The following is a 14,236-nucleotide window of genomic DNA, read 5'->3' as shown; positions in this document are numbered from 1 at the left end:
CCAGCGGGTCAGTTTTAAAAAAAAGAAATCAGTAGCAACCTTCTAGGAAAAGGTCAACTGTAAACGTTGCATAACGTTCAATTTCTTTTTCTGACACATTTTTGTTAGATACAATATCCATTCTATACCCATTTAGCATGCTACAAAACGCTTTTGAATGTAAAGCTGTATCTTCAAGTCCCTCTTCTTTCATCAAGTCTGATACTAGGGAATGATAATCATCAAAAAAACGATGCAAACGCTCCATCATTCCAGGCATTTGATGGGGAGCTTGCCAAAACGAATCTGGGTACTTTCTTGTGTTATAAAAAAAGTACAGGTGATGTCTTGCAATTGAATAAAGCTTTTGCCTAAATGTTTCACAGCGATCGGTTTCTCGCTTTGCGTTAGCAATGAAGTAAAGAAAAGAGCGATCATTAACCGCAATATATAAGCTTTCTTTTGAAGGAAAGTAAAGGTAAAGTGTCCCTTTCGACACACCCGCTTTTTTAGCAATATCAATCATTTTAGCATCATGATAACCATTTGCTCCAAATACAACAAACGCTGCATCAAGGATATTTTCCTTTTGTTCTATTCCTTTTGTCATATTTCCAAACCCTTTCCTGCCTCTTATTACACGTGTAAAACAGGATTAACGTATCGAGACTGAACGTAAATAAATGAATGTACAGTTTCATCATTTACTATATATACTCATAAAAGATAACGTTATACCTTGTCAACTCATAGTGTGCTCTTTTTTAATTATCTTTTGAATCTTTTGTGACAGCGACCATTGATGCTTGTAACGGTTGCATCTACATGGTACATTTTTCACGACAGTTAAAAAATCATACATTTGGAGGATGAACCAAGATGTTAAGATCATCGATTGGCCGCTTACGTTTGTTAAGTATTGTAGAAGGCATTTCATATCTACTTTTACTATTCATTGCTATGCCTTTAAAATATTTAGCTGGTATTCCTGAGGTTGTATCCGTCGTTGGAGCTGCCCATGGTGCTCTGTTCGTATTATACATACTTGCTGCTGTGCACGTAAAATTTGAGCATAGAAAAACAATTTTATGGGGCATCTATGCGTTTATTTTATCTTTTATTCCTTTTGGAACGTTCTATTTAGACAAGCAATTAAAACATGAGCAATAAATAAATCACGCCAAGAAACTGGCGTGATTTATTTATTATTAGGAAAGCTTGTTAAACTGTTCAATGGTTTTCCACCATTTAAAGGAATGTGGTTTTAAAAGCCTTCCTATTTCTTCAGATGTTATGTGTTGTTCAGAAAGCATTTCATACATAGTCTCAAACAAGCCTATCGTTATGCTTTCTTTTACTTCAGCTTCACCTTCTGTATATAATCGTTCAATGGTTTCAAATATCTCAGATTCATGGGCTAATTGATTATTAAATTCTAATGAAATTAAGTGAGAAGCAAAGCGCTTGAGCTCTTGCTGCAAACCTTCTATTGTTGTTGTATTCACCTCTTCATCATATTGAAATGATGGACTTGCATCAGTTAACAATGGAATAACTTCGCCCTTTGTAATCATATGTTTCCCTACCTTATTTGTAATCTAAATATAGTAATATACTTCTTATTTACCCATTGTTATTATACTTAAACGTGAAGATTGAATCATACTGTTTGTAATTCATCAAGAGAGGTTACTAATATAGACGCTTTTATGTATTACCCTACACTAAGCGTAAGTGCACCGACAATTGCTATAATTGGAAAGGCACTGATCAACCCAATCTCTATCATCATAAATTTTGTTAGAAACCCTCGGAACTGCTGTTTTTCTATCCTGTTTGCCACCTGTTGGTGAGTTTGATAAATGCGAAGCATCGCTCCAATCCAAACGACAGCCATAATAATTAATGGACTCATGCTTGAAGCAGGTTCTGGGTTCATAAATGCTAATACGATTAAAATTAACGGAACAATTTCTACTACCGCGTGTTTAATAAAAAACATAGTCTGAATACGAACAAGATCTTGATAAATCTCATTATCTGTTTTGTCTTCCTGTAGCTTACCTTCAATTGTATAAATGGTTGACTGATAAATAAACATCATTCCGATAACGGCAATTAGTGCTCCGATGATAAAATACCATATGCTCATTACAAATCTCCTTTCTAATAAAAAGACGGTATATTGCTAGAAAATCTAACGTAAACATTTTATCATTTTATGCTTCATTCGTCTTATAGATTTATAAGAAAGAACTGTTTATAATGAGAAATGAACTATTTTACTAGAAAGTTTGTCTATTGGAGGAAATTATTATGATTTTAAACTATAAAAATCAAGCAACAGGTCATCGTATGAATAATGGTTGGAATTTCTTTTATGCAGCTAACCTAACAATGTGGAGAAAAGATGAAAAATATTTACTATTAGATGAAAATCAAGATATCGTACTCATTTTTGGCTTTAAAAAAGAGGAAATTATCCTTGAAAAGATTCAAACGTGGGGATATACCTTTAATATTCACCCAGAAAAAAAGCAGATTTCTTGTTTGCAACGTCAAGAAGAAATTGGCGAACAAGAAATGAATTAAACAAAAAGCGCGCAGGCTGCGCGCTTTTTCAGTGTTCTTCCGATGGATTATCTCCATATAGCATGGCTTTTATATGCTCCTTCTCCTGGTCTTTTACAATATAGTACCATGTTCCGTCTACTATTTGCGTTTCTCCTTCTACATGTACTGTTTCAAACGTTGGTTTGCCTTTTTCCATTACGTTATATACAGCTAACGCGTCTTTAATCGTTACGTTTGTATCAACGTATTGCTTTGTAATATTTAAGAGATTGGGAAGATTAGCTACCGTTGACATACTCATTCCTTTGTCTAAGAGCGCTTCTACTACTTGTTTTTGTCTTTCATTACGACCAATGTCTCCTTTAGGATCCTCATGTCTCATCCTTACATAAGCTAAAGCTTTTTCACCGTTTAAGTTTGTTTCACCCTGCGGAAATAAATAAGATGCAAATGTGAATGGAAACGGATTATCAACCGTTACACCACCTATCTCATCCACGACCGCTTTAAATCCTTCCATGTTTACTTTGACATAGTAATCAATTGGCATATTTAAGAATTGTTCGACAGTGTCGACTGTTAGTTTAATTCCACCGTACTTATAGGCATGATTAATCTTTTCCATTTCTGCTTGTCCTTTAATTTTCACACGCGTATCTCGAGGGATAGGCATCATTTTCAAATGTCCATTTTCTGAATTAAAATGAACAACCATTAGTACGTCTGAACGTCCCGTATCTTCTTCTCGTTCATCTACACCCATTACGAGCATGTTAAATTCCTTTGCCTCAACTTTTTTTTCACTAAAAACATATAAGACCCCAGTTAAGACGCAACCAAGAAATATGAGTACGGAAAGTAACCTGTACTTGAACTTCATAACTTATGTCTCTCCCTTCTGTCCCTCCGCTGCTTTTATTAGCTTATTTACTTCCTATATGCCTTTTTTTTCAAAGATTTATACCTGCTAAGTATAATTAGAAGCGCGAAAATAAAATGACAAAAGGGTTTGACGCAAAAAACCGGATTGAGTTTTTCAATCCGGTTTCATTTTACTGAATATGTTTTATTGCTTCCGCAGAACTTTCTTCTCTTTGTTTCCACTCATAATCAATCATACTCATTTCAATTAAGCTCCAATACTGTCCGTTCACGTGCTTTACATCTCGCATCATCCCTTCACGTAAAAACCCAATACGCTCGTATGACTTAATAGCAGCTTTATTGAAGTCAAATACGCCCAGGGAAATACGATGAAGTCCTAACACATCAAAACCGAATGATAAAACATGGTCAAACATATCACTACAGTATCCTTTTCCTCTTTCCTCTTCTTTGAGCAATACTCGACCAATTCTGCCCGTCTTATGGTGATAATCAATATGAGCAAGAGAAATATGACCAACTAGCTGGCCGGTTTGTTGATAAAAAACGGAGAAAGCATACGTATGAGCTCCTTCATAATTGGCATAGCGGATATACTCTTTGAGCTGGCGAGGCGTAAGTGGATATGCAAACGTGGAACCACTCCACTGAATCATAAAGGCTTCTGAGGGAATCCATTCAATGAGTTCTTTTATATCTTTTTTTGTGAACGGTCTTAATTCAATCATCGCATTCCCACCTCATCGTAAAATATTTGATTTTTCTAAATATATTATAGTTGTTTGAATTAACTGTCAAATAATCCGAAAAATTTATTTGGTATTCTCAAATAAAACGATTAAAGTGGATAATTATTATCCACTTTAGAAAGATTTGATATACTTTGCATATGAAAACAGGCGTTGAACAATCTGTATACGCCATGGTACTTCTTCACTTTTTACCTTCCAAAGCTGTATTGCCAGCAGATGCAATGAGTAAGCAGCTAGGCGCTTCTCTTATTTTTTTCCAAAAAACTGTTAATAAAGCTAGTTCATGCGGATCTCATCACTTCCGTCTCAGGTGTAAAAGGAGGCTTTAAACTAAAGAAAAAACCTGAAGATATCTATATATATGATGTGTATGTTACTAATGAAGAAAGCTCCGACATCTCTATGCGGAGCTTTCTTTTACAATTCTAATTCTTTTCGTAACGTAGAGATGTCATAGGTAAATTCAAAAAAATAAATTTTGTTTTCATTATCGTATAGCATGAGTACAGGTTGTTCATTTGGGCTTAATACAACAACAGCTTCACTAGCTAACACATCTAACCCTTTTTGCTGCACTTGTACAGCGGGGTCTAATGGTACCTTCACCAAATAACCGGTTTTAGGTAAAGGATTTACTTTTTTATAAATCCCAGTAATGGAAGCGATGCTTTTTTCAACCTCTTTTTGAACAACTTCAGTTTTATCAGCTACCCGAATGACCTTACCTGTATCAAGTTGAAACACTTCCACTTTAGGTTGTTCTCCCATTGCTACATGTGAATGAATTCCAATGAAGCATAAAATAAGTGCTATGCACACTTTTTTTATCATGAGTTCCCACCTCCGTTTGATGAATACAAATTTGTATACCGCAAGCTAAATATCCATTTTTCTTGCACAAACGTTATGTTGGTTTCAAACTTATCGTTTGTGTAATCACTTAAGTTTATCCATGTTGATTTCAACCTTCTAAGCAAAGATTCACCTTTTAGTTTAATCAATTACTAACTATGCTTTAATCTCTATTTCAATATAGCCATTAGTTGTTGCATGCAGTTAGAAATACTAATAGTGGACTCTAATTTTTTTGCTTTATCTAACCATTCTCATTAATTTTTGTCATGTTCATGCCTTTTGGTCGATACAATAATACAAGGACACGCTTTAAGAGGTGAAAATATGTCATGGATTGAAGCATTAATTTTAGGAATCATTCAAGGGTTAACAGAGTTTTTACCCATTAGTAGCACAGGACACTTGTATTTAGGTCGACACTTATTTGGATTAGATAGCGCAGGTTTGTACCTAGATACGATGCTACATATTGGAACCTTGCTTGCTATTTTTGTCTTTTATAAAGACGAGCTGTGGCACATGATTCGTCACCCGTTTAGCAAGCTTACCTTCTTGCTAATCATTGGTACGATTCCAGCTGTTGTGGTTGGCTTATTATTTAAAGATTATTTTGAGGAAATCTCAATTACAGGTTCTACAATTGGATGGGAATTTCTTGTAACAGGTCTTTTCTTATGGTTTGCTGACTCAGTAAAAAAAGGAGCAAAAAAGATGCACGATATTTCCTACAAGGACGCACTGTTTATCGGTACCTTTCAAGCAGCCGCCATCTTTCCTGCCGTTTCACGTTCTGGTCTAACAATGGCAGCTGCTTTAATGCGTAAGCTAGACCGAGAAACAGCTGCTTACTTTTCTTTTTTACTGTCAACGCCAGCCATATGTGGAGCCGTTCTTTTACAGCTTAAAGATGTTGTCGGTGGTGGTGTAGAATACATCTCGTTTTTCTCTTTATTTGTAGCAACATGTTCGGCTGCGCTTTTTGGCTATATGGCCGTAAAATGGATGATTCACTATTTAAAGCATCATTCTCTAAAAACATTTGCTGTTTACGTATGGATTCTTGGCTTAGTTGTTTTAGTATGTCAATTTACGGGGGTCTTTTAAGATGACATCAGCTCGTATATTGTTTTTAGGAATCTTTTTTATTGGAATCATGGTTGTGATTAGCTACATGGACAACGAGTCTCAAGAATACTTTGAAGCCGTCTCACCTCTTTCTTTAGACAGCGGTGAAGTAGAAGCTTCAAGTAACGATGAAGACGTTGAAATGAGCCTTAAAAATGTTCTTATAACAACTGAAAGAATCAATGGTTTTGATGTTGAAGTTTATGAGGAATACGAGGTATATACAAATGAGGAGGGTGAAGTGGTCGACCGAGTGGCCACAGGTCACTATCAAACACTTCGATATAAGGCTACTAATGAATAGTAAAAAAGCCACTTACGCAGAAGTAAGTGGCTTTTTGTATTAATGGTTAAAGTGATCTGCTAAGATCCAAAGCGTACCAACAACGATACATAGTGCAATAAAGAAGCTATAAAGCATATTTGCAACTTGTACCTTGCCGTTTTCACTTTCAGTCATGTGCATGAACATCACAAGCTGCATAGCTGCTTGTAAGAACGCAAGAATTGAGATTAGTGTCATCGTTACGCCTCTTGATAAGTCAGCTAACATAACTAATCCAAGCGCTGCAAACGTTAGTGCTAAAGAAAGGATAAGCCCCATTACATGACTAAGCGGAAATCCTGCTTTTTGGCCTTGTTTGTTTTCCATGTCTTATCCCACCAATCCGTTCAAGTATACATACGTAAAGATGAAAATCCATACTACGTCAAGGAAATGCCAGTATAAACCGATAATAAATACTTTTCTTGCTGTAACAGGCGTTAAGCCGCGCTTTACTAACTGGATAATAAGTAAAATTGCCCAACCAATACCCATCGTTACGTGAAGTCCATGTGTTCCCAACAGCGCAAAGAATGAAGACAAGAATGCACTAGTTTGCATTGTTGCACCTTCGTGAGCTGCATAAAGAATGAACTCTTCAATTTCATAGTACAAGAATCCTGCACCTAGTAAAAGCGTAATAACTAGCCAAGTAATTAACCCTTTTAAGTTATTATTACGCATGTGCCATACAACGATTCCCATTGTGAAACTACTTACTAATAGTAAAACTGTTTGAATCATAAACGTTTCAACAATATATAAATCTTGTGGTCCAGGGCCTCCAGCTGTACGAGTATGATACGTTAAATACGTGACAAACAGCGTAGAGAACAGTGCAATTTCCGCACCCAAGAAAATCCAGAAGCCGAGAATATTCATTCGGCCCTGGTGATCTTGATACTCGAGTGGTAATGACTTATCTAAATGTCCACCCATTATTTGTCACCCCCTGTAATACCTTCTGTTTGTTTAATCTCATCTACCGGAACATAGAAGCCTTCATCATAGTCAAATGATCGTGCAACTAGACAAGCTAAAATTCCGATTAATCCGAAGATCGCCATTGGCATCCATTCAAAGACAAGTCCAAATCCACCGATGAACCAGAATACACCTGAGATGAATGGGATACCTGAGTTGCTTGGTAAATGAATTGGTTTAATGTCTTCTTCTTTAATTTTTGTTTCTCCACGTTTTTTCATGTGCCAGAACTCATCCATTTCTTTCACATGTGGAACTACCGCAAAGTTATAGTGTTGAACTGGTGATTTAGTCCACCATTCAAGTGTACGTCCATCCCATGGGTCGTTTGCAGTGTCGCGTTTGTTTTTCCAAGCGCTCCAAAGTAAATTTACAACCAATACGATGAAACCTGCACCCATTAAGAAAGCACCGATTGTTGAAATTAAGTTTAATGTTCCCCAACCTAATGTTTCTGAATAAGTTTGCATACGACGAGTCATACCATCTAGACCTAGGAAATATTGTGGGAAGAAACATACGTTAAATCCAACAACGAAGATCCAGAAAGAGATTTTTCCTAGCTTTTCGTTCAGCGTGTGACCGAAAATCTTTGGATACCAGTAGTATAATCCAGCGAAACATGCAAATACTGTTCCTGAGATTAATACATAGTGGAAGTGAGCTACTAGGAAGTAACTGTTATGGTACTGATAGTCAGCTGAAGCCATTGCAAGCATTACCCCAGTTACCCCACCAATAACGAAGTTTGGGATAAACGCAAGTGACCATAGCATTGATGTTGTAAATTTAATACGGCCTTTATACATGGTAAAGAGCCAGTTAAATATTTTAACTCCGGTTGGAACAGCGATTAACATCGTTGTAATCGAGAAGAACGAGTTAACTGCAGGCGCGTTACCCATTGTAAAGAAATGGTGAACCCATACAATGTAACTTAAGAACGCGATACCAACCATTGAGATAATCATCGCTTTATAACCAAATAGGTTTTTGCGAGAGTGTGTACTAATGATTTCAGAGAAAATACCGAACGCCGGTAAAATTACGATATATACTTCAGGATGTCCCCAAATCCAGAATAGGTTTGCCCACATCATCGGGAGACCACCGTTGGCAACCGTAAAGAATGCTGTGTCGAATACGCGGTCAAGCGTCATTAACGCAAGCGCTACTGTTAATACAGGGAACGCAAAGATGATAATAACTGACGTAACTAAAATGGACCAAGTAAACATTGGCATTTTCATTAACGTCATGCCTGGTGCACGCATTTTTAAAATCGTAACTAAGAAGTTAATACCTGTCATTAGGGTACCAACACCGGCAATCTGAATAGCAATTGCATAGTAGTTGTTCGCTATACTTTCACTAAATTCTTTTCCGGCCAGAGGGAAATATGATGTCCAACCAGCATCAGGAGCTCCTCCAATAACGAAAGAGATGTTAAACAACATAGCTCCCATAAAGAATGTCCAGAAACTTACTGCGTTCAAGAACGGATATGCTACGTCACGCGCTCCAATTTGAAGCGGAACGACAACGTTCATTAAACCAATCAAGAATGGCATTGCCATGAATAGAATCATGATAACACCATGAGCTGTAAATACGCCGTTATAGTGATGCGGGTTCAGGATATTCATATCCGGGAACGCTAACTGCATACGCATCATAAGTCCATCTACACCGCCGCGGAAAAGCATTAAGACGGCTGCAAGAATATACATTACACCAAGTTTTTTATGGTCTACTGTTGTTAACCATTCTGTCCATAACCATTTCCATTTTTTGAAATATGTTAAGACAAAAATGATACCGATGGTTGTCAAGACAATCGCTGCGTCAGCTGCATAAATGACGGGATCGCCAGTGACAAAGAATTCATCTAGCTTCATTATGTCTTCCCCCAATCGTACGTTTATTTAGGCCCGTATTAATGACCTTCATGTTCATCATGACCTTCATGCTCGTCATGGCTTTCGTCGCTTTCTTTTTTGCTATCGTCGCTGCCATGGTTGTGATTGCCATGTCCCATGTTCATGCCGCGCTCGTCTACTTTACCAGGGATGTATGCGTCTTTTGCGTGGTTAACCCACTCTAAGTGCGTACCGTTGAACGTCATGCGACCTACTACACCTGGTTCAATAATTTCATCATACTTCTCTTCAGTTAATGGCTTAGCTGTTGCCTTCACTTCGTCAACCCACTCTTCATAGTCTTCGTGAGTTTGGGCTAACACTTCAAATTCCATATCTGTAAAGTGCTCACCTGAGAAGTTAGCACTTCGTCCGATATAAGAACCTGGGTTATCAGCTTGAAGATATAAATCCATCGCCATGTTGTTCATTGAATACTTTTGTCCACCAAGCTCCGGTACCCAGAACGAGTTCATTGAACCTTGAGACGTCAATTCAAAGCGAACTGGACGATCTTCTGGAATGTTTACATAGTTAACTGTTTCAATGTTTTCTTCCGGATAACTGAAAATCCATTTCCAGTTTGCTGAAGTAACATGAATTGTTAACGGTTCTTCAATTTTTGTTTGCTCATTTTTCGGTGGTTCTTCAAGAGCATAAATTGATTTTACAGTTGGGATTGCTAAAAGAATTAAGATAATAATCGGGAACGCAGTCCAGATAATCTCCATCTTTAAGTTACCCTCTTGTTCTGGTGGCTCATAGTCCATGTTGTCAGGTCTTTCACGAAATTTAATAAGTACGTAAGCAAAGATTGCAAATACTACTACGACCACAATCGCCATCATCCAAAGCGACCAAACAATAAGGTCAGCTTGTTCTTTAGCGACAGGACCTTGAGGATTCAAAACGGCTAATTCTGAACAGCCGCTCAAGAAAAATACTGAAAGTGCAGAAAATAAACCTGCTAGCTTCCAAAATCCTTTTTTTGGTTTCACTAAAAACTCTCCTTTCTAACAACTCATGATGCGAAGCCTCTAAATTAGATCATCTTTAAAACTTTCTATCTAGTTAACTATAGAAAGCTTTAATACAAAATCTCTTTAAACTCATGTTATACATCAACCATTACTATTGTAATACAAAGTGACAATTTTTTCGTCACTTTTTGTCGATTTTCTTATTTTGAAAATATTCTAAGATAGTGTAAAAACATGAGGTCAAAGAACACTTCAATCCTTGCGATATTTTAGCATATATTCGACAAGGAATAAATGTAAATAAAAGGATGAATGTTGCATTTTCTTACCGAAACTTACCTTTTTAAAGGTAATTCATGTAATGTAACCGCAATCACCCTTGATACAAAAGGGGTTTCATCTATTATTGAATATTTTGTGACAAAATCTATACAGAATTGTGTCAATCAATATTCAAGTTTGGTAGGTTCGATTACCGCCCATTTACAGTATATTACACATTAAATGCTTTTGTTATATACTTCACAAAAAGTTCAAAAATTGACATGTATGTTGTCTACATACTAAAAGAAGCTGCGTGTTATTCACGCAGCTCTTGATCCATATATTCCTTAACAGTGATGTCATCTCCTGAATTATTCAATAAAATAAGATCCGCTGGAAATGGCTTTTCAACATATTTTGGCACAGGTTGATATGAAATAAAATATTCTCCTTTGGGAACTTTAATATCAAACGTATAATTGTCATTTACAAGTGAGACCTTCACTCGATGTATTTGTTTACTTGGGTTCTTTCCTAAAAACAGCGCATACGTCCCTTTATTAGTATGTATATCATCATACTCAACAAGATTGTTCATCTTTGTCATTACTTCAATCCGTAACCTTTTGCTCCATCCTTCTTTTAAAATCGCCATTCCTTCTCCACTACCAGGAATAGTGAATAACGCAACATATGTGTCCGAACTGCTAATTTTTTGGATTTCTCGAATGTCAAGCTTTTTGGAACCGTTAATGTCCCCCATCCCTTTCCATTTTCTTATATGCTCTTCAACATCCTTAGCGTTGCTGTGAATTGGATATCGAAGAAATTCAATACCTCCCACAATAGCACCTATAAGAATGATTAGAACTAAGAGTCGCTTAAACTTTCGAATTGGTATTCACGCTCCTTTCCATTTAGTGAGTGACGTTAAAAAATAATATGTACGAATTATGCATGAAAATCAAAAAAAAAGCTATCAGACTTTCGTCAGATAACTTTTCTACTCATCGACTCTTTACTAATAAGGCAATTGCTTCTTCTACGACTTTTGCAGTCTCTTCTCCAGCTTGTTGTCTTTCAACAATACATTGTTCTAAGTTTAGCGCAACAATCTGAGCAATGGTTCGGTCGACTGCGCTTCGAACAGCTGATAATTGCGTTACAACGTCTTTACAGTCTTTATCTTCTTCCATCATACGCAGTACGCCTCGCACTTGACCTTCTACTCGCTTTAACCGATTTTTTGTCTGATCAGTATAATTCACGCAGTATCCCTCCTATATCTTGTGCGTTACTAATGACTTATCCTTCACATGCACAGCAATATCCCTTTACTTGATAGCCATACTTTTGCAGCTTACGAATGCTTAAGTTTCTTGCAATTGTATCCGGTGCAATAACTACTACTTGTTTTGACGGAATTTCAACATGTTGTCTTTCCAAGTACGGCAGCGGAATGTGTATAGCTTTTTGACAAGGTTTATGTTTCATTTCATGAAAATGTCGAACATCTACGACTACAATTTCCGCAGTCTCACAGTCAAGCGTAGAAAGCTTCTTAATTCCATGAACGGGCACATGGCGATTATATAAACTAAACATAATGGCACAACAAAATAAGATTACACCAATATAAAGTAGTATCATTGTATCCTCCCTGACGTAACTTCATACTCATATTAGTATCATCATAGCTGTCATCTAGAACGTACGTCAACAAAAAAGTTTCTTCATAATATAGTTTCAAATGGAAAAAAGCGTGCAGAAAAAATAAATTGGCTTTTCTTTAAATAGCCCTTTGTTACAATCAAGATTTTTTAGAGAGCACCGGCTAACATTCCTATAAAAGCTAACACAATACCTCCAATATAACTAAACGCCAAATAAGGAAATAGAACCGTATGCATTTTCTTTTCATGAAGGTGGATATTTTCCAGCTTAAACGTCGAAAATGTTGTAAATGCCCCCATAAAACCCACTCCTAAAAAAGAATACACCCCAGATGTCATTCCATTCCCAACCAGGATGCCTAGTAGAAATGAGCCTACTAAATTGACGCATAAAGTGCCAATTGGAAACCCTGTAGTTGATTTTTGATTCATCCACGTACTTAGCACATACCTGGCTATGGCACCTAAAAACCCACCCAGTGCAATGAGTAAAGCTGTCATAATAGCTGTTCTCCTTTCTTTTTCAGCTTATTGGCTGAACGATCCCCTACTCGGTAACCAGACCAAGACATCAGTAAACCACCAAATAAACTAAGTGCTACATAAAGAAAAGCTAACAGACTGGTATCGTTTTTGATTAAAGTAACGGTTTCGACACTAAAGGTAGAAAACGTCGTGAAAGAACCTACGAACCCTGTACCGATGCCAGCTAAAACAGCAGAAGGAAACACATTCATTTTAATCATTCGATATGTAAACCAACCTAAAATAAAGCAGCCCATCAAGTTCGTTATTAACGTTCCTAATGGAAAGCTGTATGCCCACCATGAATGTGTAAACACACCTAGATAGTAGCGAAGCAAGCTTCCAAGAATACCTCCTATACCTACTAGTAAATACGTCATCTTCTTCACCTCTTTCTTAATTATGAACAAAAAAATAGACTCCTACCCTGTATATGGGTAGGAGTCATTAGCTTTGCAGCAGTTTTGGCGAACTCCATCGCCGTATATTTTGTTTCCTACATTCATTTTACATAATCCATTCCATTTATCAAGAGCTAATCGTGGAAAATCCAGGAAAATAATGAAGTGAAAGATATTATTATTCTTTTGGTTACTCTCTCTTTTTTACATCTCTCGTACCCAAAAATTAATTTTTCTCGTTAGTTGCTCCGCTACCTCTTCACTGACTTTAGAAGCTAACGATGTCCGTAGTCGATCTTTACACTCTTGAATTTCTTCTTCGTAAGGGATAATGGTTGACCATTCCAAATCTGGAATTGCAATTAGCGTTTGTTCTTCCTTTTTATTTTCATGAACAAATACATTTTCAATGACTTTTTCGTCTATGCGAATATATGCTTTACGAATTTTCATCTACTTATCACCTCTATATAAGCTTTATGTGTATCATCATATGATACACATAAAGAAATATCAATGCGCATTAGCTTCTTTTGCCATGTTAAAGGGTTTAAAAATAGGGTATAGAATACTAGTTAAAAAGAAAGTAATGCTTCATTTTTTAAATCTTTGTGAATATCTTGCAATGTTTATTGTATATATGCAATTTTTTGGTATGATGAGTATATTAAGATGTACCTAACTAAATGGAGGTTGAGGTAAACAATGGATCGTTCCCCAAAAGAAAAACGTCAAAAGCGCAAACAGTTTGTTGAGCGTTTAAAACTAAAAGGGATAAAAATTGAGCTTACAAAGCCTCGTTCTCATTTTTCAACCCTTTCGCTATTAAAGCCTTAAACCGTAACGGTAACGAATATCACTACATACGCTCTTTGTCTTCCCTTTTTTAGTTACCTTAACATAGAGAGCGGTAACATTTATGAATAAAGACAGCTCATTTCTTTTCTGTTAGGCTCTGTTAAAATTTAATGTTGATAAATGCATAAAAGTTAAAG

Annotated in this window: 21 protein-coding genes, 1 pseudogene and 1 riboswitch; of the genes and pseudogenes, 6 read left to right on the top strand and 16 right to left on the bottom strand. The window is 36.5% G+C overall.

Annotated features, from left to right (window positions below):
* Positions 1 to 28 precede the first annotated feature (28 nt).
* Positions 29 to 589 (bottom strand): TetR/AcrR family transcriptional regulator, encoded by a 561-nt coding sequence (locus A2U94_RS08975; protein ID WP_035320733.1) that lies wholly within the window; start codon positions 587 to 589, stop codon positions 29 to 31.
* Positions 590 to 858: 269 nt separating this feature from the next.
* Between A2U94_RS08975 and A2U94_RS08970 the strand changes: the two genes are divergently transcribed.
* A complete protein-coding gene (locus tag A2U94_RS08970; RefSeq protein ID WP_025909967.1) occupies positions 859 to 1,149 on the top strand; it encodes a DUF3817 domain-containing protein in 291 nt (96 codons plus the stop codon).
* A gap of 38 nt (positions 1,150 to 1,187) precedes the next feature.
* Here the strand turns inward: A2U94_RS08970 and A2U94_RS08965 are convergent, their stop codons facing one another.
* Positions 1,188 to 1,553: a DUF7674 family protein gene (locus A2U94_RS08965; RefSeq protein ID WP_025909966.1), complete on the bottom strand. Its 366-nt coding sequence runs from the start codon at positions 1,551 to 1,553 to the stop codon at positions 1,188 to 1,190.
* A gap of 140 nt (positions 1,554 to 1,693) precedes the next feature.
* A complete protein-coding gene (locus A2U94_RS08960) occupies positions 1,694 to 2,131 on the bottom strand; it encodes a hypothetical protein (RefSeq protein WP_025909965.1) in 438 nt (145 codons plus the stop codon).
* Between the two features lie 164 nt (positions 2,132 to 2,295).
* Here A2U94_RS08960 and A2U94_RS08955 point away from each other — a divergent pair, with 164 nt between their 5' ends.
* Positions 2,296 to 2,571 carry a hypothetical protein gene (locus A2U94_RS08955; protein WP_025909964.1) on the top strand — a complete coding sequence of 92 codons (276 nt, stop codon included), beginning with the start codon at positions 2,296 to 2,298 and terminating at the stop codon, positions 2,569 to 2,571.
* Between the two features lie 28 nt (positions 2,572 to 2,599).
* Here A2U94_RS08955 and A2U94_RS08950 read toward each other — a convergent pair whose 3' ends face one another.
* Positions 2,600 to 3,433, bottom strand: coding sequence for an LCP family protein (locus A2U94_RS08950; RefSeq protein ID WP_025909963.1), 834 nt, complete (start codon positions 3,431 to 3,433; stop codon positions 2,600 to 2,602).
* Between the two features lie 172 nt (positions 3,434 to 3,605).
* Positions 3,606 to 4,166 (bottom strand): GNAT family N-acetyltransferase, encoded by a 561-nt coding sequence (locus A2U94_RS08945; protein WP_025909962.1) that lies wholly within the window; start codon positions 4,164 to 4,166, stop codon positions 3,606 to 3,608.
* 155 nt (positions 4,167 to 4,321) lie between these two features.
* Here A2U94_RS08945 and A2U94_RS20605 point away from each other — a divergent pair.
* A pseudogene (locus A2U94_RS20605) lies at positions 4,322 to 4,574 on the top strand (RrF2 family transcriptional regulator); the annotation flags it as partial.
* A gap of 33 nt (positions 4,575 to 4,607) precedes the next feature.
* On the opposite strand, the gene A2U94_RS08940 reads toward A2U94_RS20605, so the two are convergent.
* Positions 4,608 to 5,021 (bottom strand): hypothetical protein, encoded by a 414-nt coding sequence (locus A2U94_RS08940; RefSeq protein ID WP_025909961.1) that lies wholly within the window; start codon positions 5,019 to 5,021, stop codon positions 4,608 to 4,610.
* Between the two features lie 348 nt (positions 5,022 to 5,369).
* On the opposite strand from A2U94_RS08940, the gene A2U94_RS08935 reads away from it, so the two are divergent.
* Positions 5,370 to 6,149, top strand: a complete 780-nt coding sequence (locus A2U94_RS08935; protein WP_025909960.1) for an undecaprenyl-diphosphate phosphatase — start codon at positions 5,370 to 5,372, stop codon at positions 6,147 to 6,149.
* Position 6,150: 1 nt separating this feature from the next.
* A complete protein-coding gene (locus tag A2U94_RS08930) occupies positions 6,151 to 6,474 on the top strand; it encodes a hypothetical protein (protein WP_025909959.1) in 324 nt (107 codons plus the stop codon).
* Positions 6,475 to 6,513: 39 nt separating this feature from the next.
* On the opposite strand, the gene qoxD is transcribed toward A2U94_RS08930, so the two are convergent.
* The 10 genes from qoxD to A2U94_RS08880 form a co-directional block, all read right to left on the bottom strand.
* On the bottom strand, positions 6,514 to 6,822 hold the full coding sequence (gene qoxD / locus A2U94_RS08925) for a cytochrome aa3 quinol oxidase subunit IV (RefSeq protein WP_025909958.1): 309 nt from the start codon (positions 6,820 to 6,822) through the stop codon (positions 6,514 to 6,516).
* A 3-nt stretch (positions 6,823 to 6,825) separates the two neighbouring features.
* Positions 6,826 to 7,434 carry a cytochrome aa3 quinol oxidase subunit III gene (qoxC, locus tag A2U94_RS08920; RefSeq protein ID WP_025909957.1) on the bottom strand — a complete coding sequence of 203 codons (609 nt, stop codon included), beginning with the start codon at positions 7,432 to 7,434 and terminating at the stop codon, positions 6,826 to 6,828.
* Positions 7,434 to 9,377, bottom strand: a complete 1,944-nt coding sequence (gene qoxB, locus A2U94_RS08915; protein WP_025909956.1) for a cytochrome aa3 quinol oxidase subunit I — start codon at positions 9,375 to 9,377, stop codon at positions 7,434 to 7,436. Before qoxB ends, qoxC begins: the two co-directional genes overlap by 1 nt.
* Positions 9,378 to 9,415: 38 nt before the next feature.
* A complete protein-coding gene (qoxA, locus tag A2U94_RS08910; RefSeq protein WP_025909955.1) occupies positions 9,416 to 10,396 on the bottom strand; it encodes a cytochrome aa3 quinol oxidase subunit II in 981 nt (326 codons plus the stop codon).
* 562 nt (positions 10,397 to 10,958) lie between these two features.
* Positions 10,959 to 11,486 carry a hypothetical protein gene (locus tag A2U94_RS08905; RefSeq protein WP_231882746.1) on the bottom strand — a complete coding sequence of 176 codons (528 nt, stop codon included), beginning with the start codon at positions 11,484 to 11,486 and terminating at the stop codon, positions 10,959 to 10,961.
* 163 nt (positions 11,487 to 11,649) lie between these two features.
* Positions 11,650 to 11,910 (bottom strand): metal-sensitive transcriptional regulator, encoded by a 261-nt coding sequence (locus A2U94_RS08900; RefSeq protein ID WP_025909953.1) that lies wholly within the window; start codon positions 11,908 to 11,910, stop codon positions 11,650 to 11,652.
* Positions 11,911 to 11,947: 37 nt separating this feature from the next.
* The gene (locus A2U94_RS08895) at positions 11,948 to 12,292 is read right to left on the bottom strand and encodes a rhodanese-like domain-containing protein (RefSeq protein ID WP_025909952.1); all 345 of its coding nucleotides are present in this window, start codon (positions 12,290 to 12,292) and stop codon (positions 11,948 to 11,950) included.
* 170 nt (positions 12,293 to 12,462) lie between these two features.
* Positions 12,463 to 12,819 carry a fluoride efflux transporter CrcB gene (crcB, locus tag A2U94_RS08890; protein WP_025909951.1) on the bottom strand — a complete coding sequence of 119 codons (357 nt, stop codon included), beginning with the start codon at positions 12,817 to 12,819 and terminating at the stop codon, positions 12,463 to 12,465.
* A complete protein-coding gene (gene crcB, locus A2U94_RS08885; protein WP_025909950.1) occupies positions 12,813 to 13,220 on the bottom strand; it encodes a fluoride efflux transporter CrcB in 408 nt (135 codons plus the stop codon). The genes crcB (A2U94_RS08890) and crcB (A2U94_RS08885) overlap by 7 nt, the downstream gene beginning before the upstream one ends.
* 51 nt (positions 13,221 to 13,271) lie before the next feature.
* Positions 13,272 to 13,331, bottom strand: a riboswitch (Fluoride riboswitch).
* Positions 13,332 to 13,445: 114 nt separating this feature from the next.
* Complete coding sequence (locus tag A2U94_RS08880; RefSeq protein WP_025909949.1) at positions 13,446 to 13,694, bottom strand: YueH family protein; 249 nt, start codon at positions 13,692 to 13,694, stop codon at positions 13,446 to 13,448.
* Between the two features lie 252 nt (positions 13,695 to 13,946).
* Here A2U94_RS08880 and A2U94_RS22105 point away from each other — a divergent pair, with 252 nt between their 5' ends.
* Positions 13,947 to 14,078: a hypothetical protein gene (locus A2U94_RS22105; RefSeq protein WP_256993296.1), complete on the top strand. Its 132-nt coding sequence runs from the start codon at positions 13,947 to 13,949 to the stop codon at positions 14,076 to 14,078.
* Positions 14,079 to 14,236: the final 158 nt, after the last annotated feature.

Source organism: Bacillus sp. VT 712 (genome assembly GCF_001614195.1).
GTDB classification, from domain to species: domain Bacteria; phylum Bacillota; class Bacilli; order Bacillales; family Bacillaceae_H; genus Priestia; species Priestia flexa.
Note: the sequence above shows the minus strand (reverse complement) of the source record. Positions and strands in the feature narration are given on the sequence as shown.

Bases quoted from the DNA above. Each gene is read 5' to 3' on its own strand.
- A2U94_RS08975 (WP_035320733.1), bottom strand. From the start codon at position 589: ATGACAAAAGGAATAGAACAAAAGGAAAATATCCTTGATGCAGCGTTT.
- A2U94_RS08970 (WP_025909967.1), top strand. From the start codon at position 859: ATGTTAAGATCATCGATTGGCCGCTTACGTTTGTTAAGTATTGTAGAA.
- A2U94_RS08965 (WP_025909966.1), bottom strand. From the start codon at position 1,553: ATGATTACAAAGGGCGAAGTTATTCCATTGTTAACTGATGCAAGTCCA.
- A2U94_RS08960 (WP_025909965.1), bottom strand. From the start codon at position 2,131: ATGAGCATATGGTATTTTATCATCGGAGCACTAATTGCCGTTATCGGA.
- A2U94_RS08955 (WP_025909964.1), top strand. From the start codon at position 2,296: ATGATTTTAAACTATAAAAATCAAGCAACAGGTCATCGTATGAATAAT.
- A2U94_RS08950 (WP_025909963.1), bottom strand. From the start codon at position 3,433: ATGAAGTTCAAGTACAGGTTACTTTCCGTACTCATATTTCTTGGTTGC.
- A2U94_RS08945 (WP_025909962.1), bottom strand. From the start codon at position 4,166: ATGATTGAATTAAGACCGTTCACAAAAAAAGATATAAAAGAACTCATT.
- A2U94_RS08940 (WP_025909961.1), bottom strand. From the start codon at position 5,021: ATGATAAAAAAAGTGTGCATAGCACTTATTTTATGCTTCATTGGAATT.
- A2U94_RS08935 (WP_025909960.1), top strand. From the start codon at position 5,370: ATGTCATGGATTGAAGCATTAATTTTAGGAATCATTCAAGGGTTAACA.
- A2U94_RS08930 (WP_025909959.1), top strand. From the start codon at position 6,151: ATGACATCAGCTCGTATATTGTTTTTAGGAATCTTTTTTATTGGAATC.
- qoxD (WP_025909958.1), bottom strand. From the start codon at position 6,822: ATGGAAAACAAACAAGGCCAAAAAGCAGGATTTCCGCTTAGTCATGTA.
- qoxC (WP_025909957.1), bottom strand. From the start codon at position 7,434: ATGGGTGGACATTTAGATAAGTCATTACCACTCGAGTATCAAGATCAC.
- qoxB (WP_025909956.1), bottom strand. From the start codon at position 9,377: ATGAAGCTAGATGAATTCTTTGTCACTGGCGATCCCGTCATTTATGCA.
- A2U94_RS08895 (WP_025909952.1), bottom strand. From the start codon at position 12,292: ATGATACTACTTTATATTGGTGTAATCTTATTTTGTTGTGCCATTATG.
- crcB (WP_025909950.1), bottom strand. From the start codon at position 13,220: ATGACGTATTTACTAGTAGGTATAGGAGGTATTCTTGGAAGCTTGCTT.
- A2U94_RS08880 (WP_025909949.1), bottom strand. From the start codon at position 13,694: ATGAAAATTCGTAAAGCATATATTCGCATAGACGAAAAAGTCATTGAA.
- A2U94_RS22105 (WP_256993296.1), top strand. From the start codon at position 13,947: ATGGATCGTTCCCCAAAAGAAAAACGTCAAAAGCGCAAACAGTTTGTT.